The 25,155-nt window shown below is 73.5% G+C and carries 25 protein-coding genes; 14 read left to right on the top strand and 11 right to left on the bottom strand.

Going from position 1 to position 25,155, the window contains the following annotated elements:
* Positions 1 to 99: 99 nt before the first annotated feature.
* Complete coding sequence (locus HJC40_RS38295; protein ID WP_250008451.1) at positions 100 to 744, bottom strand: IS701 family transposase; 645 nt, start codon at positions 742 to 744, stop codon at positions 100 to 102.
* Between the two features lie 244 nt (positions 745 to 988).
* Between HJC40_RS38295 and HJC40_RS38290 the strand changes: the two genes are divergently transcribed.
* Complete coding sequence (locus HJC40_RS38290; protein ID WP_250008450.1) at positions 989 to 1,441, top strand: GNAT family N-acetyltransferase; 453 nt, start codon at positions 989 to 991, stop codon at positions 1,439 to 1,441.
* A 762-nt stretch (positions 1,442 to 2,203) separates the two neighbouring features.
* On the opposite strand, the gene HJC40_RS38285 is transcribed toward HJC40_RS38290, so the two are convergent.
* Together HJC40_RS38285 and HJC40_RS38280 are read right to left on the bottom strand one after the other, a co-directional pair.
* A complete protein-coding gene (locus HJC40_RS38285) occupies positions 2,204 to 3,781 on the bottom strand; it encodes an MDR family MFS transporter (protein ID WP_250008449.1) in 1,578 nt (525 codons plus the stop codon).
* Positions 3,778 to 4,284, bottom strand: coding sequence for a MarR family winged helix-turn-helix transcriptional regulator (locus HJC40_RS38280; protein ID WP_250008448.1), 507 nt, complete (start codon positions 4,282 to 4,284; stop codon positions 3,778 to 3,780). The genes HJC40_RS38285 and HJC40_RS38280 overlap by 4 nt, the downstream gene beginning before the upstream one ends.
* Positions 4,285 to 4,351: 67 nt before the next feature.
* Between HJC40_RS38280 and HJC40_RS38275 the strand changes: the two genes are divergently transcribed.
* The gene (locus HJC40_RS38275; RefSeq protein ID WP_250008447.1) at positions 4,352 to 5,293 is read left to right on the top strand and encodes a DUF2332 domain-containing protein; all 942 of its coding nucleotides are present in this window, start codon (positions 4,352 to 4,354) and stop codon (positions 5,291 to 5,293) included.
* A gap of 21 nt (positions 5,294 to 5,314) precedes the next feature.
* Here HJC40_RS38275 and HJC40_RS38270 read toward each other — a convergent pair whose 3' ends face one another.
* Entirely contained in the window at positions 5,315 to 5,794 is a 480-nt protein-coding gene (locus tag HJC40_RS38270) for a DUF6584 family protein (RefSeq protein WP_250008446.1), read from the bottom strand.
* 30 nt (positions 5,795 to 5,824) lie between these two features.
* On the opposite strand from HJC40_RS38270, the gene HJC40_RS38265 reads away from it, so the two are divergent.
* Positions 5,825 to 6,262: an MmcQ/YjbR family DNA-binding protein gene (locus HJC40_RS38265; protein ID WP_250008444.1), complete on the top strand. Its 438-nt coding sequence runs from the start codon at positions 5,825 to 5,827 to the stop codon at positions 6,260 to 6,262.
* A 97-nt stretch (positions 6,263 to 6,359) separates the two neighbouring features.
* Entirely contained in the window at positions 6,360 to 6,839 is a 480-nt protein-coding gene (locus HJC40_RS38260) for a hypothetical protein (RefSeq protein WP_250008443.1), read from the top strand.
* Between the two features lie 17 nt (positions 6,840 to 6,856).
* Here HJC40_RS38260 and HJC40_RS38255 read toward each other — a convergent pair whose 3' ends face one another.
* Complete coding sequence (locus tag HJC40_RS38255) at positions 6,857 to 7,789, bottom strand: DUF5995 family protein (protein WP_250008442.1); 933 nt, start codon at positions 7,787 to 7,789, stop codon at positions 6,857 to 6,859.
* 129 nt (positions 7,790 to 7,918) lie between these two features.
* Positions 7,919 to 8,992: a M20/M25/M40 family metallo-hydrolase gene (locus HJC40_RS38250; RefSeq protein ID WP_250008441.1), complete on the bottom strand. Its 1,074-nt coding sequence runs from the start codon at positions 8,990 to 8,992 to the stop codon at positions 7,919 to 7,921.
* 89 nt (positions 8,993 to 9,081) lie between these two features.
* On the opposite strand from HJC40_RS38250, the gene HJC40_RS38245 reads away from it, so the two are divergent.
* The 4 genes from HJC40_RS38245 (at position 9,082) to HJC40_RS38230 (ending at position 12,772) form a co-directional block, all read left to right on the top strand.
* Positions 9,082 to 9,747: a GNAT family N-acetyltransferase gene (locus HJC40_RS38245; RefSeq protein ID WP_250008440.1), complete on the top strand. Its 666-nt coding sequence runs from the start codon at positions 9,082 to 9,084 to the stop codon at positions 9,745 to 9,747.
* Positions 9,744 to 10,406: an SIS domain-containing protein gene (locus tag HJC40_RS38240; RefSeq protein ID WP_250008439.1), complete on the top strand. Its 663-nt coding sequence runs from the start codon at positions 9,744 to 9,746 to the stop codon at positions 10,404 to 10,406. Before HJC40_RS38245 ends, HJC40_RS38240 begins: the two co-directional genes overlap by 4 nt.
* Positions 10,403 to 11,518, top strand: a complete 1,116-nt coding sequence (menC, locus tag HJC40_RS38235; protein ID WP_250008438.1) for an o-succinylbenzoate synthase — start codon at positions 10,403 to 10,405, stop codon at positions 11,516 to 11,518. The genes HJC40_RS38240 and menC overlap by 4 nt, the downstream gene beginning before the upstream one ends.
* 105 nt (positions 11,519 to 11,623) lie before the next feature.
* Positions 11,624 to 12,772, top strand: coding sequence for an alpha/beta fold hydrolase (locus tag HJC40_RS38230; RefSeq protein WP_374273648.1), 1,149 nt, complete (start codon positions 11,624 to 11,626; stop codon positions 12,770 to 12,772).
* Between the two features lie 113 nt (positions 12,773 to 12,885).
* Here HJC40_RS38230 and HJC40_RS38225 read toward each other — a convergent pair whose 3' ends face one another.
* Both HJC40_RS38225 and HJC40_RS38220 read right to left on the bottom strand, forming a co-directional pair.
* On the bottom strand, positions 12,886 to 13,896 hold the full coding sequence (locus HJC40_RS38225; protein ID WP_250008435.1) for an aldo/keto reductase: 1,011 nt from the start codon (positions 13,894 to 13,896) through the stop codon (positions 12,886 to 12,888).
* A gap of 34 nt (positions 13,897 to 13,930) precedes the next feature.
* Positions 13,931 to 15,028: a hypothetical protein gene (locus HJC40_RS38220; protein WP_250008434.1), complete on the bottom strand. Its 1,098-nt coding sequence runs from the start codon at positions 15,026 to 15,028 to the stop codon at positions 13,931 to 13,933.
* Between the two features lie 209 nt (positions 15,029 to 15,237).
* Between HJC40_RS38220 and HJC40_RS38215 the strand changes: the two genes are divergently transcribed.
* Entirely contained in the window at positions 15,238 to 16,149 is a 912-nt protein-coding gene (locus tag HJC40_RS38215; protein ID WP_250008433.1) for an AbfB domain-containing protein, read from the top strand.
* A gap of 7 nt (positions 16,150 to 16,156) precedes the next feature.
* Here the strand turns inward: HJC40_RS38215 and HJC40_RS38210 are convergent, their stop codons facing one another.
* Entirely contained in the window at positions 16,157 to 16,525 is a 369-nt protein-coding gene (locus HJC40_RS38210; RefSeq protein ID WP_250008432.1) for a CU044_2847 family protein, read from the bottom strand.
* Positions 16,526 to 16,636: 111 nt separating this feature from the next.
* On the opposite strand from HJC40_RS38210, the gene HJC40_RS38205 reads away from it, so the two are divergent.
* Positions 16,637 to 17,293, top strand: a complete 657-nt coding sequence (locus HJC40_RS38205) for a hypothetical protein (protein ID WP_250008431.1) — start codon at positions 16,637 to 16,639, stop codon at positions 17,291 to 17,293.
* Here HJC40_RS38205 and lhgO read toward each other — a convergent pair.
* On the bottom strand, positions 17,279 to 18,472 hold the full coding sequence (lhgO, locus tag HJC40_RS38200) for an L-2-hydroxyglutarate oxidase (protein ID WP_250008429.1): 1,194 nt from the start codon (positions 18,470 to 18,472) through the stop codon (positions 17,279 to 17,281). The genes HJC40_RS38205 and lhgO overlap by 15 nt on opposite strands.
* A 26-nt stretch (positions 18,473 to 18,498) precedes the next feature.
* Positions 18,499 to 20,436 (bottom strand): ATP-binding protein, encoded by a 1,938-nt coding sequence (locus tag HJC40_RS38195; protein ID WP_250008428.1) that lies wholly within the window; start codon positions 20,434 to 20,436, stop codon positions 18,499 to 18,501.
* Between the two features lie 182 nt (positions 20,437 to 20,618).
* Between HJC40_RS38195 and HJC40_RS38190 the strand changes: the two genes are divergently transcribed.
* From HJC40_RS38190 to HJC40_RS46435, 4 genes are all read left to right on the top strand, one after another.
* A complete protein-coding gene (locus HJC40_RS38190) occupies positions 20,619 to 22,313 on the top strand; it encodes an ABC transporter ATP-binding protein (protein WP_250008427.1) in 1,695 nt (564 codons plus the stop codon).
* Positions 22,314 to 22,341: 28 nt separating this feature from the next.
* Positions 22,342 to 24,117, top strand: coding sequence for an ABC transporter ATP-binding protein (locus HJC40_RS38185; RefSeq protein ID WP_250008426.1), 1,776 nt, complete (start codon positions 22,342 to 22,344; stop codon positions 24,115 to 24,117).
* 133 nt (positions 24,118 to 24,250) lie between these two features.
* Complete coding sequence (locus tag HJC40_RS38180; RefSeq protein ID WP_250008425.1) at positions 24,251 to 24,718, top strand: GNAT family N-acetyltransferase; 468 nt, start codon at positions 24,251 to 24,253, stop codon at positions 24,716 to 24,718.
* 123 nt (positions 24,719 to 24,841) lie between these two features.
* On the top strand, positions 24,842 to 25,108 hold the full coding sequence (locus HJC40_RS46435; RefSeq protein ID WP_250008424.1) for an aldo/keto reductase: 267 nt from the start codon (positions 24,842 to 24,844) through the stop codon (positions 25,106 to 25,108).
* Positions 25,109 to 25,155: the final 47 nt, after the last annotated feature.

The following is a 25,155-nucleotide window of genomic DNA, read 5'->3' as shown; positions in this document are numbered from 1 at the left end:
GAAGGCTCCGTCATCCAGGGCTGGCGACAAGCCCTCGGCGCCCTCGCCCTGCACTACCCAGACCGCATCGGCCCTTACATCAACTAACAAACCACAAGATCACTTACACAAAAATCTTGACAGGCTCCCGTAGCCGGCGTCGGCGACGATCAGCGGCGCCCGCACGCCCCAGCCGGTCACCTCGTCGATCATGTCCAGACCCAGCCGCCACTTCTGCTGGTGTTTCGCGTCGGCCGGCATCGCAGCCTTGCGGCGCCGTTCGCCGGTGCCTGGCGTGCCCGCGTCCCAGGACTCGGGCACGAACAACCGCCAATCGACCGGGCAGGACGCGGTATCGGTGACCAGGTTCAGACTGACCCCGATCTGGCAGTTGGTGACCTTCCCGGCCGTGCCGGTGTATTGCCGGGCCACACACGCCGACGCGGTGCCGCACTTGAGCCAGCCGGTGTCATCCAACGCCCACGCCGCCGGGCTGAACGCCTCGTCCATCCGTACCGCAAGGCGTTTGCGCACCTCGGCGGCATCCCACGGGCTGTTCGTCACGAAATGGTTCAAGGCCTGCTCATGCGGCCCGGCCAGCCGGGCCGCCATCGGCTGGATCGACTTACGCCTGCCATCCAGCATCAACCCGCGCAGATAATCTCCAGCCCGCTCCTGCCATCCCGACCGGGTCAGCGACGCGAACACATCCGTTACGAACTCATCCAAATCATCGGCCAGTTGCTGCACCTCGACCGTGTCCATCAACCAACGACACCAACATCCACAGGCATCTGTCACCGTCAGCCACTCGAACGTGACAAAGCACTACTAGGGCGTATCTGATGGATCACGTGGGAGTGAGGCGCGGTCCAGGTCGTGGCTGGCGTCGGCCGCAGCGCGGTCCAATACCGGTGTTGTATTGGGCCGTTCTGCGGCCGCCGTCAGGCGCGGGCTGGGCCACGCCGCAGCCCCGCGTGATCCATCAGATATGCCCTAGGCTGCGACGATGAGCGTCGAGGTGCGCCTGCGGGCTGTCGAGCCGGCCGACCTGGAGGTCTTCTTCGAGCACGAGCAGCAGCCCGAAGCGCAACGGCGGGCCAACTTCCGGGCCCGCGACCGGCCGGCGTTCTTCGAGCACTGGACCGAGCGCATCCTGGGCGACGACCGGGTGGGCGCCCGGACCGTACTGGCCGACGGCGAGGTCGCGGGCGGCGTCGTGTCCTGGTGGCAGGACGGGCTGCGCGAGGTCGGCTACTGGCTCGGCCAGGACTTCTGGGGTCGCGGTGTCGGGACGGGCGCGCTGACGCGGTATCTCCAGATCGAGCCGATCCGACCGCTGCGCGCCACGGTCGACGCGGGTAACACCGCCTCCCTCCGCCTGCTGCGGCGCTGCGGCTTCACCGAGGTCGACACCGTCCACGAGGCCGCCGTCACGTTCGTGGTGCTCGAACTGCCCTGACGGCACCACTCCGCAGCCACCCCAACCGGCGACCATCCGCAACCACCACAGCCGGCAACCCCGGGCAACCACCCCACCGGCCAACCACCACAACCGGCGACTATCGGCAACGACCACGCCCGCCAACCGTCCACAACGACCACAGCGAGCAACCACCCACCATCACCGGCAGCCAGCAGCTGCCCCACCCGCCAATCGCCCCCAACCACCAAGCCAGCAGCCACCGGCAGCTACTTCAGCCACCAACCGCCGTGGAGGGCGAGCCGGCGGCGCTCGATCTGGATTCGTGACCGCGGGTGGCCGCGGATTGGCGGGCGATGACGGGCTGGTGGTGTAGGGCGGTTCGTGGAGCCGGCTGACGTTTCGGTGGGCCCCCAACCACCACAGCCATCGACCACCAGGTAGTCATCAGCATCCACCTGACGCCACCGAGGCCGCTGCGCCTGGACGTGGGGCACCACCGCTCGCGGCGGCGCTACTACGGCGCTGAGGTCAGCACATGCACGGGGCCGACTTCAGGCCACCCCGGCCACCCGGAGCCGCCCCGGCCTACGGCCGCCACTACACCTTCCGGCCGCCCCGGCCATACGGAACCGCCCCGGCCTACGGCCGCCACTACACCTTCCGGCCGCCCCGGCCCTACGGAACCGTCCCGGCCGATGAACGGCCGGGACGGCTCGGCAAATGCGGTCCGCCGGACGGGACGGGCGGGCTCGACGCGGGCCGGCTCTACGCAAACCGGCTCGACGCGGGCGGGGAGAATCAGCCCTCGAGGTCGGCCGGCTCCTTGTCGCGCGCGGGCAGGTCGAGGCTGGTGCGGAGCGTGGCCCGGGGCAGGAAGATCGCCGCGGCCAGGCCGGCGACGGCGATGGCGGCCGAGATCAGGAAGATGTGCCCGGTGGCGTCGCCGTAGGCGGCCCGCACGATGTGCTGGACGGCGTCGGGCAGGGCGGCCACGTTGAGGCTTCCGCCGGCGGCGCCGCCGGAGGTGGGGATGCCGGCGGCGGCCAGGTCGTGGGTGATCTGGTCGGTGACGCGGCGGGCCAGGACGGCGCCCAGCACCGAGACGCCGATCGCGCCGCCCATCGAGCGGAAGAACGCGATTGTCGAGCTGGCGGCGCCGATGGTGCGCAGGGGCACGGTGTTCTGGACGGCCAGCACCAAGTTCTGCATGCTCGCGCCGACCCCGAGGCCGACCAGCAGCATGCCGAAGCCGACGAAGACCAGCGACGTCTCGTGGTCGATCGTGCCGAGCAGCGCGAAGCCGGCGAACAGCACGACCAGGCCGGCGATGATGTACGGCTTGATCGTGCCGGTGCGGGTGATGATCCGGCCCACGATGATCGAGGAGAGCAGGACGCCGGCCATCAGCGGGATGGTCAGCAGGCCGGCCTCGGTGGGGCTGTAGCCGCGGCCGATCTGGAAGTACTGGCCCAGGAAGACCGCGCCGCCGAACATGGCCATGCCGACCGCGAGGCTGGCCACGATCGACAGGGCCGTCGTGCGCTCGCGGACGATGTCCAGCGGCACGACCGGCTCGGCCGCCCGCTTCTCGACCAGGACGGCCAGGGCGAGCAGGACCACGGCGCCGCCGACCATGGCGTACGTCGGCCAGGACAGCCAGGCGAACGTGCCGTCGACGAAGGACACCCAGATGAGCAGGACGCTGACCCCGGCCGCGATCAGCGCGGCGCCGAGGTAGTCGATCTTGACGTTGGCGCGTCGTTCGGTGTGCACGTGCAGGGTCAGCTGGAGCAGGATCAGCGCGACGACGGCGAACGGGATGCCGACGAAGAAGCACCACCGCCAGCCCAGCCAGGACGTGTCGACGATCAGGCCGCCCAGCAGCGGGCCGCCGACCGTGGCCAGCGCCATGACGCCGCCGAGGTAGCCGTTGTAGCGGCCCCGCTCGCGCGGCGGGATCATCGCGGCGATCACGACCTGGACGAGCGCCTGCAGGCCGCCGACACCGATGCCCTGGAACGCGCGGGCGGCGATCAGCTGGCCGGCGCTCTGGCTGAAGCCGGCGATCACCGAGCCCAGTACGAAGACGACGATGGCGATCTGCACGAGCAGCTTCTTGCTGAACAGGTCGGCCAGCTTGCCCCAGATCGGGGTGGTCGCGGTCGCGCTCAGCAGGGTCGCCGTGACCACCCAGGTGTACTGGGTCTGGCTGCCCTCCAGCGCCCCGATGATCTTGGGCAGGGCGGTGGAGACGACGGTGCTGCTCAGCATCGCGACGAAGAGCACCAGCAACAGGCCGCTGAGGGCCTCGAGGATCTGCCGGTGGGTCATGTCCTCCGCCGGCGGCGGCGCCGACGCGGCGGTGGGTGCGCTCATCGCGCGGCGTCCTGTTGATGAGTTTCCAGTACGCCGGAGAGCGCGGCGGAGAAGCGGGCGAGGTCGCCGCTGACCCGCTCGACGTCGGTGGCCGGCCAGTCGGCCAGGGCCCGCTCGATCAGGGCGCCGAACCAGACGCCCGCGGCGGCGAGCAGCTCGTGCCCCCGCGGGGTGAGCGCCAGCGCCGAGGCCCGCCGGTCGGCCCGGTCGACGCGGCGTTCGACCAGCCCCTGCCCGACCGCGGCGGCGACCGCCCGGCTGACCGTGGAGGGGTCGAGCCCGGACCGCTCGGCCAGATCCTTGGCGTGGCAGCAGCCGCCGGTGCCCGTACCGATCTCGTCGATCAGCTTGAGAATGCTGACCATGCCGATCGGCACGTCGGGGCGCTCGCGCAGCCACTGCTGACGCGCCTTGCGAATGAGCTGGGACAGCTGCAGCAGCTGCGTCGCCAGCACGTCTTCCATCTCGTCCTGCCCTCGTGATGCGGTGCGTGCATCAAGCATCCATCAATTCTGCGCAGTGGGCAAGTTTGCGCGTAGGGAATCTTTCTCGGCATGACATCATCCGGGCATGAGCGTGGCCGACTGGTACCTCGACTTCGCCGACCGTCAGGCCCGGGGCGTCTCCCCCGCCTACGAGCGTCTGGCCCGGGCCGTCGCCGCCGACGACGACCTGCTCACCCTGCTCGAGGCGGTACCACTGGCGAAGCGGCAGCCCAACCTGCTCTTCGCGGTGGTGCGGTGGCTGGGCGGGCCGGTCGGTGAGCCCGGCGAGTTCCGGTCGTTCGTCACGGCCGAGTGGACGAGGGTGGCCGCCGAGTTGCGCGTCCGGGCCACCCAGACCAACGAGACCGGGCGGTCCGCGCTGCTGCTGCCCGTGCTGGCCGCGCTCCCCCAGCCGCTCGCCCTGATCGAGGTGGGCGCGTCGGCCGGGCTCAACCTCCATCCCGACCGGTACACCTACCGCTACGGGGACGCGACCGTCGGCTCGACCGGGCCGGTGCTCGAATGCGCCGCGGCGGGACTGACGCCCCCGACCGGCCTGCCGCGGGTCGTGTGGCGGGCCGGCATCGACCTGAACCCGCTCGACATCACGTCGGCGGCCGACCGGTCCTGGCTGGAGGCGCTCGTCTGGCCCGAGCACGAACACCGTCGCGAGCGGCTGCGGGCGGCCGCGGCGATCGCGGCCGCCGACCCGCCCCGGCTGGTCCGCGGCGACCTCGTGGACGAGCTGCCCGCCCTGGTCGCCGCGGCGCCGCCGGAGGCCACCACGGTCGTCTTCGGAACGTCGGTGCTCTACCAGGTGCCGGCCGACCGCCGGCGGGCCTTCGTCGCGCTGGTCGGCGAACTGCCGGTGCGCTGGATCTCGGTCGAGGGCTCCGACGTGCTCAGTTTCCCCGGCCTGCCGCCGTCACCGGACGACAGCCGCCACCACAACGTGCTGGCCCTCGACGGCCGCCCGCTGGCCTGGACCGAGGGTCACGGCCGGGCGATGACCTGGTTCGCGGGCTGAGAAGCCGGCGGCGGGGCCGGCTCAGAGAACGAGGCCGATCAGGTACGCGATCGACGTCCAGAGACCGACCGCCACCACCGTGGTCACCGCGAGCAGGCCGAGGAACACGCCCAGACAGCCGAGCGTGCTCATCTCACCCTCGCCGGCCGGGGTCTCGGCCTTGGCCGCGGCGGTCAGTGTCAGGTAGCGGTCGCGGGCCTCCGGGCTGAGCTCGCGCCACGGGTCGCCGGCCAGCCGAAGCGCGCGCAGACGGACCGCCGGGGACCGGTAGGCCCGTTCGAACGCGGCCAGCTCGGCCGCCGTCACGTCCTCGGTGAGGAACCCCCAGCGGCCGGCCTGCACCCGGTCGCCGACCCGGCGGTGGACGGCGGCGCGGCGGGCGCGCAGCGTGAGGTCCGACGGGTGGGCGGCGATCAGTCCGGCCAGGCGTTGCTGGGCGAGATAGGTGTGGCCCCGTTCGAGATCCGCGTCGACGCGGCCCAGAGCCTCGGAGATCCCCATGGCGATCATGGTGCCCGAGGGTGGCAACCGGTGACTACGCTGGCGCTCGTGTCCGGTGACGACGACCGCCCCGCGCGGATCGAGGACGTCCACGAGCTCGCGACGGCCCTGCCCGGCGTGGTCGTGGGCGGCGACGACGAGCACCCCGCGTACGAGATCGGCGGCAAGGCGTTCGTGTTCTTCCGTCCGCCCCGCAAGGACGCCGTCGACCCGGAGACCGGGCAGCGCTACACCGACGTGGTGGCCTTCCACGTCGAGTCCGAGGCGGACAAGCAGGCCCTGGTCCGCGACGAGAGCACGCCGTTCTTCACCACGCCGCACTGGAACGGCTATCGGGCCGTGCTGCTGCTGGCCCGCGACGCCGGCCGCCTGAGCCGCTCCGAGCTGGCCGAGATCGTGCAGGACGCCTGGCTGGCTCGCGCCCCGAAGCGCCAGGTGGCCGCTTGGCGCGCGGCCCGGCAGCCCTGACGCGGCGCGACCCTGCGGGCCGACGCGACCAACTCCGCTGTTGGCGCCCGCGTGGCCCGGTGATGACCCTAGAGTCGGCTGCGGAGGTGTGCCGACCATGCTGGATCCGATGCTCACCGGGGCCGAGGCGCCGATCGACTGGTCCGGGCCCGACAGCGTGCTGGGGACGTACGTCGCCCAGATGGACCGTCTGACCGAGCCCGTGAGTCCCGGCGTGCCGCTCAGCCTGAGCGTGCACGGCCTGCTGATCAGCGGCGAGCTGATCCCCCAGTGGCAGTGGTTCGCCGAGGTCAGCGAGCTCAACGACCACGAGGACCCGTTCTACGTCGGCACCGCCGAGCAGGTGAAGGAACAGTCCGACCTGGCCCACCAGGCGATCCGGATCCGCGACGCCGGCGGCGAGGTCACCCAGCGCCAGCACACGGCGTTGATCGCCCCGACCCGCTACATCCACCTGCGCAACACCCGCATCCACAGCCCCGGCATGCACGTCAGCGAGGCCGGCCGGCTGTGGCGCGGCCGGCTGGCCGACGTCTCGGGCTGGACCCCGGGCCCCACCGACCTCGTCGAGGACTGAGCCGGCCCACCCGCCGGTCAGGCCACGCCGGACGGCGGGCGGCGGCGGCCGAGCAGGCGGCGCAGGAGCTGCCAGCTGCCGGCCAGACCGGTGCCGGTGTGGGTGACCACGCGGTCGCCGACGATGGCCCACTCGGCCAGCAGCGAGGCGGCCCGGTCCATCGAGCGGCGGGCCTGCTCGAAATCGTCGGTGTCGTGGCGCAGCAGCCAGAGGCGGCGGGCCTGGTCCCAGGCGCGGGCCCGGGTGACGGTGACCAGCATGCGCTGGCTCCAGTCGTCGAGCGGGCCGACGAACTCGTCCAGCTCGAGCTGCCAGCGCGTCGAGAAGCCGCGGCGCAGCGGCGGGATCTCCTGATAGAAGATCTCGTTGACCAGCAGGTAGTCGGGATGGATCAGCTCGTCCCCGGGCTCGGGCGCGCCGAGCTCGTTCCACGTGCCGATCAACGCGAGCGCCAGGTCGTGGTTGATGTGGGCGTTGACGCCGAGCATGGCCGCGGTCAGCCGGCTCATCCGGATGTCGCCGGCCCGCTTGAACAGGACCTCCCAGACGTCCGGGGTGTCCTCGTCGTCGTCGTTCCACCGGCCCAGCGCGTCGAAGTAGCGCTTGGCGAACTCGACGTCGAGCAGCTCCAGGAAGTCGGGCGAGTTGACCCCGGTGACCAGCGCCGTGTCGACCCGGCGCGTGATCTTCAGATACAGCTGGTTGAACGCCGAGACCCGGTTGGCGGCCCGGCTGGGCGGCAGCTCGTCGAGGATGTCCTGCACCCGGACCAGCGTCGAGACGACATCGCCGATGCCGCCCGGGTGCTCGAGCAGCGCCTCGGCGACCTTCTCGTGCAGCGGGCTCCAGCCGCGGCCGGGCGGGATCGCGAGCGTCGACAACTCGAGCCGCTTCACGCGCAGCAGCTCGGCGCTGTCCCGTGCGAGAGAACGATCGAAAGCCGTTGTCATGCGACCCAGCCTTCCCACCGGCCCGCGTTCCCGCCACCGAGTTGTCGGCAAGCCGTCCGCGAGTTCGCTCACATCGCGACAGCGCGTCGGCTGGAGCCCGGACGTCCGTGGTCGCCCGGCCGCCCGGGCTCAGAGCTGGAGGATGAGGGCTTCGAGCAGGTCGGCGCGGGCCTCGAGGCCCTGGGCCGACACCCATTCGTGGCGGGCGTGGGCGCCGCCGCCGGGTGGGGCCAGACCGTCCACCGTGGGCAGGCCCAGCGCGCCGGTGGTGTTCGTGTCGGCCGCGCCGTCGGCCGGGCGGCCGTCCACCGGCCGGCCGATCCCGGCGGCCACCCGCGCGATGCGCCGCAGCAGATCCTCGGTGGCGTCGCCGGGCCGCCAGGTCGGGCGGTGCGACAGCAGGCTCGTCGTCAGGACCGCCCCTTCCCGTACGGGGGCCAGGTCGCGCAGCGCGCCGAGCACAGCCTCCTCGTCGCCGGGGTCCTGGAAGCGCAGCCCCAGGTCGGCCCGGGCGTGGCCGGCCACCACGTTGGTGCGGCCGCCACCGGCGATCGTGCCGGTGTTGAGCAGCACGGGACGCCCGGCCACCACGGCCCGGAACGCGACGAGCTGGTCGACCAGCTCGTCGATGGCGTTCACCCCGGCCCCGGGGTCGAGCGCGGCGTGCGACTCGACGCCGGTCACCTCGAGGCGGGCCCGGGTGCTGCCGCGGCGGCCGGTCTTCAGGTCTCCCCCGGGGTGCGGGGGTTCGAGGCCGAGCACCGCGGTGGCCCGCCGGGCCTCGGCGCGCACGAGTCCGGTCGCGCTGGGTGAGCCGATCTCCTCGTCGGCGACCACGACGACCCGGACCGACGGGTGGGGCCGGCCCGAGGCGACGACCCGCTCGACCGCGGCCAGCAGCGCCACCAGCCCGGCCTTGGTGTCGTAGACGCCGGGCCCGCGGACGGTGTCGCCGTCGACCGACCACGGCATCTCCGCCAGCGTGCCGACCGGCCAGACGGTGTCGTAATGGCTGAGCAGCAGCAGCTCGCCGCCCGTGGCCTCGCGCGCGGGCAGGCTCCACAGCAGGTGCTCGCCCTCGCGGGCGGTGGCGAACCCGGCCCGGGCGGCGTCGGCCTCGAGCACCTCGGCCAGGGCGGCCAGCGCGCGGGCGTCCCCGGTGGGCGACTCCAGCATCGTGTAGGTCCGCAGCGTCTCGAGCATATGCGAACGCTAAGTTTCCGCTCGGACGTTGTCAACGTGCAGTTCCACGGGCACGATGGCGGTTATACGTTTCGTAAGAGGAGGCACCGATGGGCATCCAGGTGCGCGACCTCGCCGGGCTGGGCGAGTGGTCGGCGGCGTCGAGGCTCTATCGGCGGGTGTTCGGCTACGACCAGCCGGAGTTCGGCATCAGCCCTCGCCTGCTGGCCGGGCTGCGCGAGAACGCCGGCTCGGTGATCGGCGCCTTCGACCCGGGCGGCGACCTGATCGGCTTCTGCTACGGGTTCAGCGCGGTCGAGCGCGGCGAGCTCTACCACTACTCGCAAAGCGCGGTCGTCGCGCCGGGCGCGCAGGGCACCGGCGTCGGCCGGCGGCTCAAGCAGGCCCAGGCCGAGACGGCCCGGGCCACGGGAGCGCGCACGATGCGGTGGACCTTCGACCCGTACGCGTTGCGCAACGCGCACTTCAACTTCCACGTGCTCGGGGCGACGGCGATCCGGTTCCTCCCCGACTACTACGACGACGGCGCCTCGGACCGGCTGCTGGTCTCCTGGGACCTCACGGGACCGCACACCGTCCGCAACCGGTGCTCCACGGTGACCGCCCCGGCGAGCGACAGCACCGCGGCGCCCGGCGCCGCCGACCGGGCGGCCCTGCGGGACGAGCTGATCGCGCGGTTCGGGACGGGCCGGCTCGTCGGTGTCGAGCGCCGCGACCAGCAGGCGGTCTACACCTTCGAACGGGACGACACGTGACGGCGCACTCCTCCCCGGCCGAGCGGTTCGAGCGCAACGTGCAGCGACGCTCGGCCCGGGTGCTCAAGCAGCGGGTGCTCGACCAGCAGCGCGCCGAGTTCGGCACGGCCCTGGCCTGGGCGGCCGAGCACGACGCGATCGAACAGGCGGCGGCCCGCATCGTCTCGGCCCGGCGCCGCTACCTGCTCGGCAACGGCAAGTCGCTCGGCTACGCGTCGCTGCTCGCCGCCGACCTCAGCGCGGGTCTGTCCGGGGTGCACCTGATCGACGGCGCGACCGTGCGGCCGCTCGACGTGCTCGGCGACATCCGCCAGGGCGACCTGCTGGTGGCGGTCGCGATGGCGCGCTACCGGCGCGACACCGTGTCGGTGGCCGAGGCGTACGTCCAGCACGGCGGGGAGCTGGTGCTCATCACCGACGCCGACGACGCGCCGCTGACCGCGATCGCGGGCACCCGCGTCGTCATCGGGACGGACACCGCCTCGTACGCCGGCTCGCCCACCTCGATCGTGCTGGCGCTGCATCTGCTGGCCACGCTGACCATCGCCAGCTCCAAGGGCGCGGGCCGCCGCCTGCACGACCGGGACGCCCTCGCGGCCGAGCTCGGTCTCTACGTGGACCGGCCCGCACCGACGACCCCACCGGAAGGCCCAGCATGATCCGCGTCGGCACTGTCGAGCTGCGCCGGGTACGCCTGCCGCTCGTGCACGAGTTCCAGACCAGCTCACACGCCAAGCGCTTCCTGGAGCACATCCTCGTCACCCTGACCAGCACCGACGGCACTGCCGGGTGGGGCGAGATCGCCTCGCCCAGCGGGCCGTTCTATTCGGCCGAGACGGTCGCGACGTGCTGGGCCATCGCCCGCGACCACCTGGCGCCGCTGACCCTGGGGGCGCGATGGAGTCACCCGGCCGAGCTGGCGTCGGCTCTGGGCAAGGTCCGCGGCAACCAGTTCGCCCGGGCCGGCTTCGACGTGGCGGCCTGGTCGCTGTGGTCGGGCTCGCACGGCGTCCCGCTGGCCGAGGCCCTGGGCGGTGTCCGGACGCATGTCGAGGCCGGGGTGTCGCTCGGGATCGAGCCGACCGTCGACGACCTGCTGGCCCAGGTCGGGCTCCGGGTCGCCGAGGGCTACCGCCGCGTCAAGCTCAAGATCGCTCCAGGGTGGGACGTCGAGCCGGTGCGGGCGGTCCGGTCGGCCTACCCGTCGGTGCCGGTGCACGTCGACGCCAACGGCGCCTATACGCGGGCGCACTTCTCGACGCTGCGCGAGCTCGACACGCTCGGCCTGCTGATGATCGAGCAGCCGTACCCGCCCCGCGCCCTGGCCGACCTGGCCGATCTGCAGAGCCGGCTGGGCACCCCGATCTGCCTGGACGAGTCGGTCGAGGAGCTGGACGACCTGGTGACCGCGCTGCGGCTGGGCTCGGGACGGATCCTCAACATCAAGGTGTCCCGGATGGGCGGGCTGACGGCGGCCGTCTGGGCCCACGACCTCGCGGTGGAGCACGGGGTCCCGGTGTGGTGCGGCGGCATGCACGAGTTCGGCGTCGGGCGGGCGGCCAACGTGGCGCTGAGCGCGCTGCCCGGGTTCACGCTGCCGTCGGACGTGTCGGGGTCGGACAAGTACTACGCGCGCGACATCACCACCGAGCCGATCGTCGCCACCGACGGGCTGGTCGAGGTGTCCACGGTGGCCGGGCTGGGCCGCGACCCCGACCTGGACTTCATCGAGGCCAATACCGTGGATCGTCTCGTGCTGGCCCGGGACTGACCTGGGAGGCTGCGAATCCGCTGGTCAGGATGCATCCCGCGGGCCCGATGATCACCCGATCGAGCCCGGAGCGGCGGACCGGGAGGGGCCGGCGCCCGGTTGACGATGGCCGGTGTGCGCAGACAGATGATCGTTCGCCTTCTCGCCGCCACGCTGGTCGGCGGCTCGGCCGTCACCCCGGCCCCGGCCCTCGCCTCGCCCGGCCCCGCCGGGCCGGTGCCGCGCCAGGTGTTCACCGGGCCGGCCGGGCCGGGAACGGTGCTCGCCACGGCGCCCGCCACCCTGCCCGACGGCCTGCGCCAGCTGGCCCAGGGTGTCCGGATCCGCTACCTCACGACCGACGTGCGCGGGCAGCGGATCCAGGCGACCGGGCTCGTGCTGACGCCGCGGGACAACAAGCGGAACAAGACGGTGGCCTGGGCGCACGGCACGACCGGGCTGGCCGACCAGTGTGCGCCCTCGACCAACCAGGACGCCTTCTATCCCGAGGCGCGCACCGCGGTCGCCGCGCTGCTGCGGCGGGGCTGGACCGTGGCCGCGCCGGACTACCCCGGCATCGGCACCGCGCAGCCGCACCCGTACCTGATCGGCGACAGCGAGGCCCGGTCGATCATCGACAGCGTCCGGGCCGCCCGCCACCTCGACGACGACCTGTCCCCGCGGTATGCCGTGGACGGCCACTCGCAGGGCGGCCAGGGCGCGCTCTTCGCCAACCAGCTGGCCGGCTCGTACGACGGGGAAGTCCAGCTGCGGGGCACGGTCAGCATCGCGCCGACCAGCGGCGTACGGACCCTGGCCGAGGCGATCCCGCAGACCGAGGGCAAGGGCTACCTCGTGATGGCGCTGGCCGGCCTGAACGCGGTCGAGCCGTCGTTCGAGCCGGCCGACGTGCTGGCCGCCCCGGCCGAGCGCAAGCTCGGCGTGCTGCGGACCGGCTGCCTCTACGAGATCCTCGCCGCGTACGCCGGCCTGACGCCGGCCCAGCTGCTGGCCGGCGGCGAGCTCCCGGCCCGGTGGGTCGACCAGCTCCACCGGTACGTCGAGCCGGCCCGGACGCCGCCGACCGCGCCGGTCCTCATCGTCCAGGGAGCCGACGACACGACGGTGCCGGCCACGCTGACCGACGCCCTGGCCCAGCGCCTGCGCGATCAGAACGCGACCGTCCGCTACGACCGGCTGCCCGGCCAGGATCACGACACCGCGGTGGTCGCCTCGGCCGACCGGGTCGCCGCCTGGCTGGATCAACGCCTCTGACCTGCGGTGACAACGGAACCCTCAAGGTCGACCTCAACCTCGACCTCAAGCTCAGGTCGAGAGTTGAGACCCGCTCCCGGCGGTCCCCCGTGGCCCGCCGGGAGCGGTGGCGGTCAGGCTCCGGCCCGGTCGAGCCGTTCGAGCTGGTCGTCGCTCAGCTTGACGTCCAGGGCGGGCAGCGCGGCCTCGAACTGCTCCCGCGTACGCGGCCCGATCAGCGGCAGCACCGGAGGCGCCTCCTGGTGCAGGAGCCAGGCCAGCACCAGCTGGTTGGGCGTCACCCCGGCCTCGGCGGCCACCTCGGCCAGGACGGCCAGCCGGGCGTCGGCGTCCGGGCCGGTGTAGCTGCTCATCATCCAGTGACCGTCGCGCTTGACGGCGTCGTCGTAGACGCCCTTGAGGATCGGCGAGTAGGCCACCAGCGTCTGGTCGTCGTGCTCGCGCAGGTAGTCGAGCTGCTCGAAACCGGTGATGGAGGCCGCGCCGGCCGACGCGCCCGGCCGCAGGTACGAATGCTGCTGCTGCACCGCCACCGGCAGCGTCCAGCCGTTGCGCTCGCAGAGCTGCCGGATCCGCTCCAGCCGCCAGGTCCGCACGTTCGACCAGCCGAGGAAGCGCACCTTCCCGGCCCGCACGAAGCCGTCCAGCGCCGCCAGGGTCTCCTCCAGCGGAGTGTTCCGGTCGTCGACGTGCACGTAGTAGAGGTCCACGTGGTCGGTGCCGAGGCGGCGCAGGCTGCCATCGAGCGCGTGGCGCAGGGTGTCGGCCCCGGCGCCCTCGAAGGTGCGGCCGGCCAGCTCCCAGTCGGGGTTGCCGTCGTCGTCCCACAGCTGCGGCGAGAAGACCGGCACCGCGCTGCCCTTGGTGGCGAGGAAGACCTGCTCACGCCGGTTGCCGTCGCGCATCCAGCGGCCCAGCAGCTCCTCGCTCTGCCCGCCCGAGCTGCCCGGGTGACGCCACCATTCGTAGCAGTCGGCGGTGTCGACGAAGGACCCGCCGATCTCGAGATAACGGTCGAGGATGTGTACCGCGTCGCGCTCGCCGGTGGCCCCGCCCATCTGCATGGCGCCGAGCGCCATCCGGCTGACGTGGTGCCCGGTCCGGCCCAGTTCGATCGTCTGCATGGGCCCGACGCTAGGTCTTCGAGCGCGCTCGAGGTCAAGTCCCGCCGTGCCGGTCCGGCAACGGCGACACCGACAGCGAGCCGATCCCGGCCACCGCCTCGATCCGCAGGCCGCCGGACTTGCGGTCGGAGCCCCGCGCGCGCAGCGTCTCGCCGCGGTCGACGCCCCGGTCGCGGTCGCCGTTGAGGTCGACCTGGCCGGCGCCCCGACGCAGCTTCACCTTGACCGGGAACTCCCCCTCGGTGCCGATGTGCCAGCGGTGCACTCCCCCGGCCATCCGGATGCCGATCGGCCGCTCCTGTCGCGGCAGGGTGAGCTCGAGCCGGTCGGCCCCGCCCTCGAAGGAGAAGTCGCGCACCCGGCCCCCGGCCATCGCGAAGGTCCCGACCTTGACGCCGCCCTCCATCCGCACGCTCCAGGCGACCCGCTCGTCGAGCACGACGTCGACCTGCCCCGAACCCTCGTCGCCGGTCCGCTCGGCGGTCAGCCGGAGCGAGGTGCCGTCCAGCGTGGCGTCCGGGACGACCCCGCTGCCCCGGGGCGAGCCGACGCGGGCGACGCCATTGCGGGCCGGGCGGCCGAGTGTCACGGTGAGCTCGGTCAGGTCGGAGGCCAGCACGAAGGTGGCCGCCTCGAAGGCGGGCCCCGGCGGGACGGAGGGGGTGGTGGGCGACGACGGGGCCGCGGTCGAGGGCGGGGTGGCCTCCGGGGTCGGGGCCGGGGCCGGAGCGATCGACACCGGCGGGTTGGGCGTCGCCCCCACGATGAGGCCCGGGTCGGCCACCGCCGTGGGCGCCGGCGCCGGGTCGTCACCGCCGGTCAGCCGGGTCAGCGCCACCGTGCCGACCCCGAGGACGAGCACCGCGCCGGCCGCGCCGGCGATCAGCCGCCTCCGGCGCCGCGGGCGGCCGGGCTGCGGCGGGGCGTCCGGGGTCTCGCCCTCCTCGGGCCAGTAGTCGGAGATCCGCGGGAACGACACGGCGGCGGGCTCGGCCGCCGGCCCGGGCAAGGCCGCATAGGTCCCGGTGTCGTAGCTGCCGGTGGAGGTCTGGTCTTCGCCGGCCTGGTCGTCGCGGGTCTGGTCGTCGCTGGTCTGGTCGACACTGCGCGGGGGAAGGGCGGGGCCGTCCATCGCGCGCCTCCTCGGTGCGGCGCGGCCGCCCGCGGACCCGGGCGCCGTCACCGGGAAGTACGGGAAAGATCACGCCACGGTTCGATCCCCGGCCGGCCGGCGAGGATCTGCCCGATCGGACAGCGACACTTGCCCTCCGTTGATTTCGCCGTAACAATGCTCCGTCACCTTAAATATGTCTGAGCAGATGGCGCGGGGGCCCCGGTTTCATGCCCGATGAGGACAGCCACGACCGACTCCGCATCGGCGGCTGGGTTCCGCCCTACCGCGACTCCAACGGACCGCTCCGCGCCCCCGTCCCACCGGGCCTCCTGGGATCCGTCGTCCGGCGCGCTCCGGGCTCCCGGTGGCCGGCCCCGTCGGCCCGGCGCCCGGCCGGGGCCACCGGCCGGCGCGCCGTCGTGGCGCTCGCGACCGGCGTGCTGATCGCGGCGGCCGGCCTGACCACCCTGGCGCTGCGCGACGACGACCCGGGCCGGATCACGCCGGCCCAGCGCCTGGTGCTGCCCCCGGACGCCCCGTCCGACCCGGTCTCGGTGCTGCCCTCGCCGACGACCGGCAGCCCCGGCTCGGTGACCCGCTCCTCCGGCCCGAGCCGCAGCCCGGTCCTGACCCGGCCGACCGGCAAACGCCTGGGCAGCCGCCCCGCTCCCTCGAGCACGGTCCGCCCGAGCACGGTCCGCCCGAGCACGGCGGCGCCCGTCCTCGTCGCCGGGGCCACGGTCGGCCTCGAACGAGCCGACCGGCCCGGCCTTCGCCTGCGCCACCGGAATTTCGTGGCCCGCTTCGACCGCATCGGCGACGACAGCGCCCGCCCGGACCGCCGCGACTCCCGCTTCACCGTCCGGGCCGCCCTGTCCGGGGGCCCGTGCGTGTCGCTCGAGGCGGAGAACTTCCCCGGCTACTTCCTGCGGCACCGTGACTTCGTGCTGCGCCTGGACCGCCGCGACGGCTCCCGGCTCTTCGAGCAGGACGCCACGTTCTGCCCCCGGCCGGCCGGGGGCGGGGCGGTCAGGCTGGAATCCGTGAACTATCCCGGCCGGTTCCTGTCCACCGGCGACCGGGGCGTCCGGCTCTCCCGCGAGAATTCAACCGCGTTCGTGATCCGCGAGCCGGTCTGACCCCGGGTCACTCCGCGTCGTCGTCGCCCTCGAGCCACGGGCGGCCGACCGGGTGCCCGTGGCCCGACCAGGTGAGCCGGACGACGACGTGGCCGTCGGAGGCGTTGCGGGCCAGCACGGCCGTGGCCGACTCGGCCCGGAAGGTGACGCCGAACTCGAGCTCGATGCTCTCCGGCACGTCGCCGGCCTCGCGGAACACGTCCAGCGTCTTGAGCGCGGCGGTGCGGACGTCGACCAGCGACCGTTCGAGCGAATCCCGTGCGATGAACGCCGCCCCGTCGAACGCCACCTCGCCGGAGGACGTGTCGGGCCCGTCGATCTCGACCAGCACCGCACTGCCGTCGTCGGCCTGCAGCCGCAGAAGCTCGTTCGCCACGTCGGATCCTCTCTTGTCGACGGCCCGACCCTATCGGCAATCGGCCCGGCGGGCATGCGGCCGGCCCGCACGGGGCGGCACGGGCGGGACCGGAAGTGCCACACTGCTGACATGATCGACGCCGAGACCAGCGCCGCGGTGCGGAACAACGCCGACTGGTGCGCCGCGGTCCTGCGCTCGCACGGCCTGGGCTACACGTTCGGCCCGCGGGTGTGGCGCAGCGCGGGCCCCACGCCGCCGTACTATCCCGAGGCGATCACGCTGCGGCCCGACGCGACGCCGGCCGACGTGCTGGGCAAGCAGGCGGTCAAGGACAGCTTCGCGGCGCTCGATCTGGCCCCGCACGGCTACACCGAGCTCTTCGCGGCGCGGTGGATCCACCGCCCGGCCACGGCCGCCGCCGGGGCCACCACCGAGCGCGTCACCACCGCGGCCGCCCTGGCCGAGTGGCAGCGGGCCTGGCACGGCCGCGACGACGAGCCGCCGGATGTCTTCCGCCCGGCCCTGCTCGACGATCCGTCGGTGACCGTCCACGCGGTCCGCGACGGCGACCGGTTCGTCGGCGGCTTCGTCCTCAACCGCACCGGCGCGGTGGCCGGCCTGTCCAACCTGTTCGCGGTCGACCCGGACGACCGGCCGGTCGTGTGGTCGTCGGTGCCGGGCGGGCGGCCGCTGGTCGGCTACGAGAGCGGTGACGACCTCGAGCACGCGGGGGCGGCCGGCTTCCGCGCCACCGGGGCGTTGCGGGTCTGGCTACGCGAGGCCTGACTCGTCGGCGACGTACTCGGCGATGGCCATGCTGGAGGTGGCGGCCGGGGAGGGCGCGTTGCGCACCGCGGTCACCGCGCCGAGCCGGTGGATCCGGAAGTCGTCGACCAGGCTGCCGTCCCGGTCGAGCGCCTGCGCGCGGACGCCCGACCCGGCCCGGGCCACGTCGGCCGCCCCGATCTCGGGCACGTAGCGCCGCGCCGCCCGCATGTAGGCGTTCTTCGAGACCGAGCCGTGCATCTCCTTGAGCCCGGTCCGCCAATGCCGTGCGGCCATCCGCCACATCCCGGGCCAGGCGGCGATGCCGGCCAGGTCGCGGGCCGACACGTCGCCGCGGCGGTAGCCCTCGCGGGCGGTGGCCAGCACCGCGTTCGGCCCCACCTCGAGCTCGCCGTTGACCCGCCGGGTGAAGTGCACGCCCAGGAACGGGTAGCGCGGGTCCGGCACCGGATAGATCATGCCCCGCACCAGCCCGGCCTTGGGCGGCCGGACCCTCATGTACTCCCCGCGGAACGGCACGATCCGCGGGGCGGCGGCGTCGCCGGCCAGCCCGGAGACCAGGTCGCTCTGGATGCCCGCGCAGATGATCAGGCGGTCCACCGGCACGCGGTCCGACGGCGAGGAGACCACGAGCCGACGGCCCTCGGCGATGCCGGTGACGCGGAAGCCGAACCGCACGTCCCCACCGGCGGCGGCGACGTCGTCGGCGAACGCCCGCGCGATGCCCGGGAAGTCGGTGATGGCGGTGTGCGGCGAGTGCAGCCCGGCCAGCCCGGCGGCGTGCGGCTCGACCTCGCGGATCTCGGCCGGCCCGACCCGCCGCAGCCCGGGCACGCGGTTGGCGAAGGCCCGCCCGGCCAGCGCGTCGAGCCGCGCCACCTCGGCCGGGGTGACCGCCACGACGAGCTTGCCGCAGGCCTCGTACGCGATCGCGCGCTCGGCACAGTACTCGCGCAGCATGGCCCCGCCCCGCGTGCACAACCGCGCCTTGAGGCTGCCCGGCGGGTAGTACAGGCCCGCGTGCACGACCCCGGAGTTGTGCCCGGTCTGGTGGGCCGCGACGCGGTCCTCCTTCTCGAACACGACCACCCGCGTGCCGGGCCGGCGCCGGGTGACCTCCCGGGCCACCGCCAGCCCGACGATGCCCGCCCCGACGACCCCGACGACCTCTTCCGCCATGCCTGACGGTCTACACCAGAGCCGGCTCAGACCGCCGACCGGGTCCGTCCGGCCAGCGCCTGGTGCACCTCGAGCAGCAGATCGCCGGCGGTGAAGGGCTTCTCCACGAACGGCGCCCCGGGGTCGAGCACGCCGGTCACGTCGAGCATGCCGCCGCTGTAGCCGGACATGAAGATCACCGGCAGGCCGGGCCGTGTCTCGCGGATCAGCTCGGCCAGCCTCGGCCCGTCCATGTCGGGCATCACCACGTCGCTCACCAGCGCGTCGATCTCCCGGTCGCCCAGCACCACGAGGGCCTCGGGCCCGGTCGAGGCGGCGATGACCTGATATCCCGCCACGGTCAGGATCCGGGTGGCCGCCCGCATCAGCGCGGGCTCGTGCTCGACGACCAGGACGGTGCGGCCGTCCCCGCCGGGCAGCTCGGCCCGGCCGGCCGGCTTCGCGGCCGCGGCCACCAGCGGCAGGTAGACCCGGAACGTCGTGCCCACCCCGGGCTCGGAGTAGACGGCGATCGAGCCGCCCGCCTCGGTCACGATCCCGTACGCGGTGGCCAGGCCCATGCCGGCGCCCTTGCCGGGCCGGGTCGTGAAGAACGGTTCGAAGACCCGCTCGGCGACCTCGGGCCTCATCCCCTCGCCGGTGTCGCTGACCAGCAGCCGGGCGTACGTCCCGTCGGGGAGCGCGGGCTGGGGGCCGCGCGCCTCGGCGGAGATCTCGGCCGTGTTGGCCTCGAGCACGAGGGTGCCGCCGTCGGGCATCGCCTCCCGGGCGTTGATGGCCAGGTTCCGCAGCACCTGCTGGAGCTGACCGGGGTCGGCGTGCACGGTCAGCGGCCCGGGCGCGGGCCGGCCGACGATGGTGACGCCCTCGCCGACCACCGGCGCGAGCGCCTGCCGGGCCTCGTCGAGCGCGGCGTTGAGGTCCAGGTCCTGGGGCCGGGCCCCGTCGCCGCGGGTGAAGGTCAGCAGCTGCCGGGTCAGCCCCATGGCCCGGCCGGCCGCCGCCCGCACGTGCTCCAGGTCCTCGCGGACGCCCGGCCGGTCCTCGGTCTCCTCGATCGCGAACTCGGTGTAGTTGACGATGATGGCGAGGATGTTGTTGAAGTCGTGGGCCATGCCGCCGGCCAGGTCGCTCAGGCTCCCCATCCGTTGCGCCTGATAGGTCCGCTCCTCGTCGGCCCGGCGCTGGTCGGCCGCCTCCTTGAGAGCGCTGATCTCGCGGGCGGTGATCGACGCGCCGGTCACCGCCCCGGCGGCGTCCTTGATCGGGGTCACGTTGATCGACAGCTCGAGCGGCGAACCGTTGCGGTGCACACGGCGGGCTTCGTAGTGGATGCGGCGCTCACCGTGCCGGATGCGGGCGATCACGGCCATCTGGTCGGCCGCGGCGCTCGCGTCACCCGAGAAGATGGACATGGGCTGGCCGATCATGGAGCCAGCGTTGAAGCCGAAGAGCCGTTCGGCGCCGCGGTTCCACGCGGTCACCCGGCCCTCCAGGTTCACGCCGACGATCGCGTCGTCGGTGTGCTCGACCACGGCGGCCAGGAAGGCCCGGTGCTTCTCGGCGGCGTTGCGGGCCTCGAGCTCGCGGGCGTCGGCCTCGGCCAGGCGGTGCTGCTCACCCGGGGAGCTGTAGATCGTGCCGCCCTCGAGCAGCACCTTGTAACTGCGGCGCAGCGTCCAGTAGTAGATGCCGACCAGCCCGGTCAGGGCGTCCCAGATCGCCGAGGGCCACGACCAGACCCCGCCCAGATGCCCGCCGGCGTGGTCGAGGCCGCGGATCGCCATGAAGGCGTGCAACCCGTGCCCGACCGAGCAGGTGAAGAAGATCAGGGCGGTGGCCACGCCCAGCTGGTTGCTCCCCAGCTGGCGGGCCCGGGCAACCGGCACGATGATCGCCACCATGATGGCGGCGTAGGCAACCATGATCACCAGATTGCCGAGGAGATAGACCTGTTCCGGCACGATCGTCCTATCGGCCGCTCCGGGCGGCACCTGAGGGCCGGGACGATCACGGCCACCGGCAATTTCGAGCCCCGGCCCCGGGGCGTGCGCGGGACGATCGGTTAGGCTAACCTAACTTTCGGCGGCGGTCGTGCGGTGCGAGCGGCACGACGTATCGGGTTCTCGGACAGCTTGGAGCCGGCGTGCGCGGGGAACGGTTGCGGGGCCGGGCACTGCTGCGCCGGGTGATCCGTCGTGAGGCCCGCAGCGTCGGAGCCACCTCGGCGCTGAGCGCGGTGCATCAGGGCGCCGAGGCGCTGGTCCCGATCCTCATCGGAGTGATCATCGATCGGGCGGTCGGCACCGGCACGGCGGTCGACCTGATCATCTGGATCGCCGTGCTGGGGGCCACGTTCGTCATCCTCTCGGCCAGCTTCCAGATCGGCACGCGCACCGGCGAGTACGCCGTCGAACGGGCCTCGCACGCGCTGCGCCTGGATCTCACGAGCCGGATCCTGCACCCGCGCGGCGCCACCGACGCCGGGCGCCTGCCGGGGGCGCTGGTCAATGTGGCCACCGGGGACGCCCAGCGCGTGGGCATGATCAATCTGGCCCTGCCGCTGGGCCTGGCCGCGATGTGCGGGGTCCTGATCGGTGCGGTCGCCCTGCTGCGGATGTCCGTGCCCCTGGGCCTGCTCGTCCTGCTCGGCGCCCCGGTGCTGCTCCTGGCCGCGCACGGGCTCGGCCTGCCCCTGCAACGCCGCAGCGAGAGCGAGCAGGAGCACGCGGCTCGCGCGGCCGGGGTGGCCGCCGACCTGGTGACCGGGCTGCGGGTGCTCAAGGGTCTCGGCGCCGAGCAGTCCGCGGCTCGCCGGTACCGGCGGATCAGCCGGGAGTCCCTGGCCGCCACCCGGCGCGCGGCCACCGCGAAGAGCTGGCATGACAGCACCCTGCTGGGGCTGACCGGCATCTTCCTGGCGATCGTGGCCCTGGTCGGTGGCCGGCTGGCCGCGACGCAGCAGATCACGGTCGGCGAGCTGGTCGCGGCGGTCGGTCTGGCCCAGTTCCTGCTCGGTCCGCTGGCCCTGGTCGCCTGGGCCAACGGTGAGCTCGCCCAGGCTCGCGCGTCCGCCGATCGGATCACCGCGGTGCTGTCGGCCGGGCAGCGCACCCCCGGCGGAAACGAGACGCTGCCCGACCAGGTCGGCGGGCACCTGCGTCTCGCGGCGGTCGAGGACGCCGGGCTGTGCGGCCTCGACCTGGAGATCGGAGCGGGCGAGCTCGTCGGCCTCGTCGCCGCCGACCAGAGAAGCGCGACGACCCTCACCGAGCTGCTCGGCCGGTTCCGCGACCCGCAAGCCGGCTCCATCGAGCTGGACGGTCGGCCGCTGCACACGCTCGACCCGACGGCTGTGCGCACCGCCATCCTGATCGCGGAGCATGATGCCGACCTCTTCGAGGGAACCCTGCTCGACAACGTGACGCTGGGCCGCGTACCGGCCGACCGGGTCGGTCCCGCGCTGACCGCCTCGACGGTGGACGAGGTGTCCCGCACCCTGCCGGACGGCCTGCACGGCCCGATCGCCGAACGGGGCCGCTCGCTGTCGGGCGGCCAGCGCCAGCGGGTGGCGCTGGCCCGCGCGCTGGCCGCCGACCCACCCGTCCTGGTCCTGCACGACCCGTCCACCGCCGTGGACGCCGTCACCGAGCAACGGATCGCCGCCGGCCTGCGCGACCTGCGCCACGGGCGCACCACCGTCCTGGTGACGACGAGCCCCAGCCTGCTCTCGGTGGCCGGCCGCGTGCTGTTCCTGGCCGACGGCGCGATCCGGGCGAGCGGTCCGCACGCCGAGCTGCTTCGCGAGGACCCCCTGTACCGGTCGATCGTGCTGGCCTGACCGACCGCGACGAGATGAGGCCTGAGCCATGAGCGGTGTGAATCCCGGGCGCGTCCTGTTGCCGACGGCCACCGGGGCGCAGACCCGGGCGGCGGTGCGGCGCCTGCTGCGTCCGCGGTGGGCCCTGGCCGTCCTGGCGGTCGCGGTGCTCATCGCCGGAACCGCGATCGGGCTGGTGACGATCCGGCTGCTCGGCCACATCGTCGACCTCGTCGTGGACGGCCGGCCGGCCGGCGCGCTCAACGGGCCGGTCGTGGCGCTCGTGGTCATCGCCGTCGGCCAGGCGGTCACGGCCGGCTGGGGTCTGGCCCTGGTGGCCCGGCTCGGCGAGGGCATGCTGGCCGACCTGCGGGAGCAGTTCATCGACCGGGTCCTCGCGCTACCGCTGCACCAGGTCGAGGAGGCCGGCACCGGCGATCTGACCTCGCGGGTCACCAACGACGTCACCGTGATCGCCACCGCGGTGCGCAGCGCGCTGCCCGAGCTGGCCCGCTCGATGCTGACCATCGCGCTCACCGCGGTCGGGCTCGCGGTCCTCGACTGGCGGTTTCTGCTCGCCGCCCTGCTGGCGGTGCCCATCCAGATCCTCACCGTACGGTGGTATTCCGGTCGTGCGCTGCCGCTCTACGCCGGCCAGCGGGTGTCGGTCGGCGCCCTGCAGCACCAGCTGCAGGAGACGGTCAGCGGCGCCGGCACGGTCCGGGCGCTGCGGCTGCAGGACAGCCACCGGGAGCTGGTCCGGGCCCGCTCGCTGGACTCCGTCGACTGGACCATGCGCGGCGTCCGGGTCCTGACCCAGTTCTACGGCCGGCTGAACGCGGCCGAGTTCGTCGGCCTCAGCGCGGTCCTGGTCGCCGGCTTCCTGCTGGTCCGCGACGGGTCGGCGACCATCGGCGAGGCCACCGTCGCGGCGCTGTATTTCCACAGCCTGTTCGCACCGATCAACACCGCGCTGGGGCTGGTCGACGACGCCCAGTCGGCCGCGGCCAGCCTGGTGCGCCTGGTCGGGGTCACCGAACTCCCCGCGGCCGGGTCCCCGGGCGCGGCCCGGGCTCCGAGCGCGGCCACCGTCTCGGTCGAGGCGGTCGGCCACGCCTACCGGCCGGACCAGCCGGTGCTGCGGGGCGTCAGCCTCGACGTCGCCGCCACCGAGCGGGTGGCCCTGGTCGGGGCGAGCGGGGCGGGCAAGACCACCCTGGCCGCTCTGATCGCCGGGGTGCGCCGGCCGTCGAGCGGCGTCATCCGGCTGGGCGGGATCAGGCTGGAGGACCTCGACCCGGCCGAGGTGCGGCGTTCCATCGTCATCATCACGCAGGAGGTGCACGTCTTCGCCGGGCCGCTGCGCGACGACCTGCGCCTGGCCCGGCCCGACGCGGGCGACGAGGAGCTGCTCAAGGGGCTGGACCGGGTCGGCGCCGGCGAGTGGTCGGCCGCCCTGCCCGACGGCCTCGACACGGTGGTCGGCGACGGCGGCCACCGCCTCACGGTCACCCAGGCCCAGCAGCTCGCGCTGGCCCGGCTCGTGCTGGCCGACCCGCCGATCGCCGTCCTCGACGAGGCGACCGCGGAGGCCGGCAGTGCCGGAGCCCGGACGCTCGAGGCGGCGGTGGAGGAGGCGCTAGCCGGGCGTACCGGCATCGTGGTCGCGCATCGGCTCACCCAGGCCGTCTCGGCCGACCGGGTCGTGCTCCTGGACGCCGGCCGGGTGCTGGAGAGCGGCCCGCACGCCGAACTGGCGGCCCGTCCGGACGGCCAGTACGCGGCTCTCTGGCGCGCCTGGGCCGACCACCGTCCCACCGGCTAGCTCGTGGTTCGTGGCGCGAGCCGGGCCGCGGCCGGTGAAGGCGCGGTGTGCGACCCGGGCGAGAGGTTCGGGTTCAGCCGGACGAGGCGGGCGCACAGCCGGCGGTAAGTTGGCGATCATGGCGGACTAGGCGATGCGGCCGGCTTCAGCGGCGGACGTCGAGGCGGTGGCCGAGTTGCGGGCGAGGGTGCTGCGGGCGGATCTGGAGCGGCTCGGGCGCTATGACGAGCAGCGGGTGCGGCAGCGACTACGGGACGGGTTCGCCCCGGCGCACACCCGAGTGATCGAGGTGGGCGGCGTGTTCGCCGGCTGCGTGGCGCTGCGACCGGCCGCGGACGCTCACTGGCTGGAGCACTTCTATCTGGCCCCGCATCGGCAGAGCAGCGGCATCGGCACGGCGGTGCTGCGCGCAGTCCTCGAGCGATGTGATCGCGATGGCACGCGGGTCCGGCTGAACGTGCTGCAGGGCAGTCCGGCCCGACGGCTCTACGAGCGGCACGCGTTCACCGTCGAAACCGAGGACCCGGTGGACGTGTTCATGGTGCGCGAGCCTGACCCGACATCCCTGCCCGGCAACCGTGGCTACCCCTGGCAGGGGTAGCCACGGCAGGGGTCTGGCTGCTCCCGCGGGGCTGCAGCACGCTCAGATCGGTCCACCGGGACCGATCCACCTACGGTCTCTTCGTCGCCGAGGACCTCATTCGCGAGGCGCTCCATCCGTACCGTGACGATCTGGTCATCACGACCAAGGGTGGCGTGGTGCGCCACCGACCCGTACCCGTACCCGTGGCCGTCGGTCGTACGCCCGGACTACCTCCGCTACGCCTTCGAGGTGTCGCTGCGCCGGTTGCGCCTCGACCACGTCGACCTGTACCAGCTGCACCGCATCGATCCGGCCGTCCTGGTCGAGGACAGCCTGGGCGAGCTGGCGAAGCTGCAGCAGGAGGGCAAGATCCGGCACATCGCCGTGTCGGAGGTCAGCCTGGCCTGAATCCCCTGGTTCCCTCTGAACACCGGCGGCCTGACCACCCGGGGCGG

The organism is Actinoplanes sp. M2I2 (assembly GCF_023544445.1).
Taxonomy (GTDB): domain Bacteria; phylum Actinomycetota; class Actinomycetes; order Mycobacteriales; family Micromonosporaceae; genus Actinoplanes.
Note: the sequence above shows the minus strand (reverse complement) of the source record. Positions and strands in the feature narration are given on the sequence as shown.

Excerpts from the sequence above, each read along its gene's own strand:
- HJC40_RS38245 (WP_250008440.1), top strand. The coding sequence starts at position 9,082 with ATGGGCATCCAGGTGCGCGACCTCGCCGGGCTGGGCGAGTGGTCGGCG.
- HJC40_RS38225 (WP_250008435.1), bottom strand. The coding sequence starts at position 13,896 with ATGCAGACGATCGAACTGGGCCGGACCGGGCACCACGTCAGCCGGATG.
- menC (WP_250008438.1), top strand. The coding sequence starts at position 10,403 with ATGATCCGCGTCGGCACTGTCGAGCTGCGCCGGGTACGCCTGCCGCTC.
- HJC40_RS38220 (WP_250008434.1), bottom strand. The coding sequence starts at position 15,028 with ATGGACGGCCCCGCCCTTCCCCCGCGCAGTGTCGACCAGACCAGCGAC.
- HJC40_RS38275 (WP_250008447.1), top strand. The coding sequence starts at position 4,352 with ATGAGCGTGGCCGACTGGTACCTCGACTTCGCCGACCGTCAGGCCCGG.
- HJC40_RS38230 (WP_374273648.1), top strand. The coding sequence starts at position 11,624 with ATGGCCGGTGTGCGCAGACAGATGATCGTTCGCCTTCTCGCCGCCACG.
- HJC40_RS38285 (WP_250008449.1), bottom strand. The coding sequence starts at position 3,781 with ATGAGCGCACCCACCGCCGCGTCGGCGCCGCCGCCGGCGGAGGACATG.
- HJC40_RS38180 (WP_250008425.1), top strand. The coding sequence starts at position 24,251 with ATGCGGCCGGCTTCAGCGGCGGACGTCGAGGCGGTGGCCGAGTTGCGG.
- HJC40_RS38250 (WP_250008441.1), bottom strand. The coding sequence starts at position 8,992 with ATGCTCGAGACGCTGCGGACCTACACGATGCTGGAGTCGCCCACCGGG.
- HJC40_RS38260 (WP_250008443.1), top strand. The coding sequence starts at position 6,360 with ATGCTGGATCCGATGCTCACCGGGGCCGAGGCGCCGATCGACTGGTCC.
- HJC40_RS38280 (WP_250008448.1), bottom strand. The coding sequence starts at position 4,284 with ATGCTTGATGCACGCACCGCATCACGAGGGCAGGACGAGATGGAAGAC.
- HJC40_RS38205 (WP_250008431.1), top strand. The coding sequence starts at position 16,637 with ATGATCGACGCCGAGACCAGCGCCGCGGTGCGGAACAACGCCGACTGG.
- HJC40_RS38185 (WP_250008426.1), top strand. The coding sequence starts at position 22,342 with ATGAGCGGTGTGAATCCCGGGCGCGTCCTGTTGCCGACGGCCACCGGG.
- lhgO (WP_250008429.1), bottom strand. The coding sequence starts at position 18,472 with ATGGCGGAAGAGGTCGTCGGGGTCGTCGGGGCGGGCATCGTCGGGCTG.
- HJC40_RS38290 (WP_250008450.1), top strand. The coding sequence starts at position 989 with ATGAGCGTCGAGGTGCGCCTGCGGGCTGTCGAGCCGGCCGACCTGGAG.
- HJC40_RS38295 (WP_250008451.1), bottom strand. The coding sequence starts at position 744 with ATGGACACGGTCGAGGTGCAGCAACTGGCCGATGATTTGGATGAGTTC.
- HJC40_RS38215 (WP_250008433.1), top strand. The coding sequence starts at position 15,238 with ATGCCCGATGAGGACAGCCACGACCGACTCCGCATCGGCGGCTGGGTT.
- HJC40_RS38255 (WP_250008442.1), bottom strand. The coding sequence starts at position 7,789 with ATGACAACGGCTTTCGATCGTTCTCTCGCACGGGACAGCGCCGAGCTG.
- HJC40_RS38270 (WP_250008446.1), bottom strand. The coding sequence starts at position 5,794 with ATGGGGATCTCCGAGGCTCTGGGCCGCGTCGACGCGGATCTCGAACGG.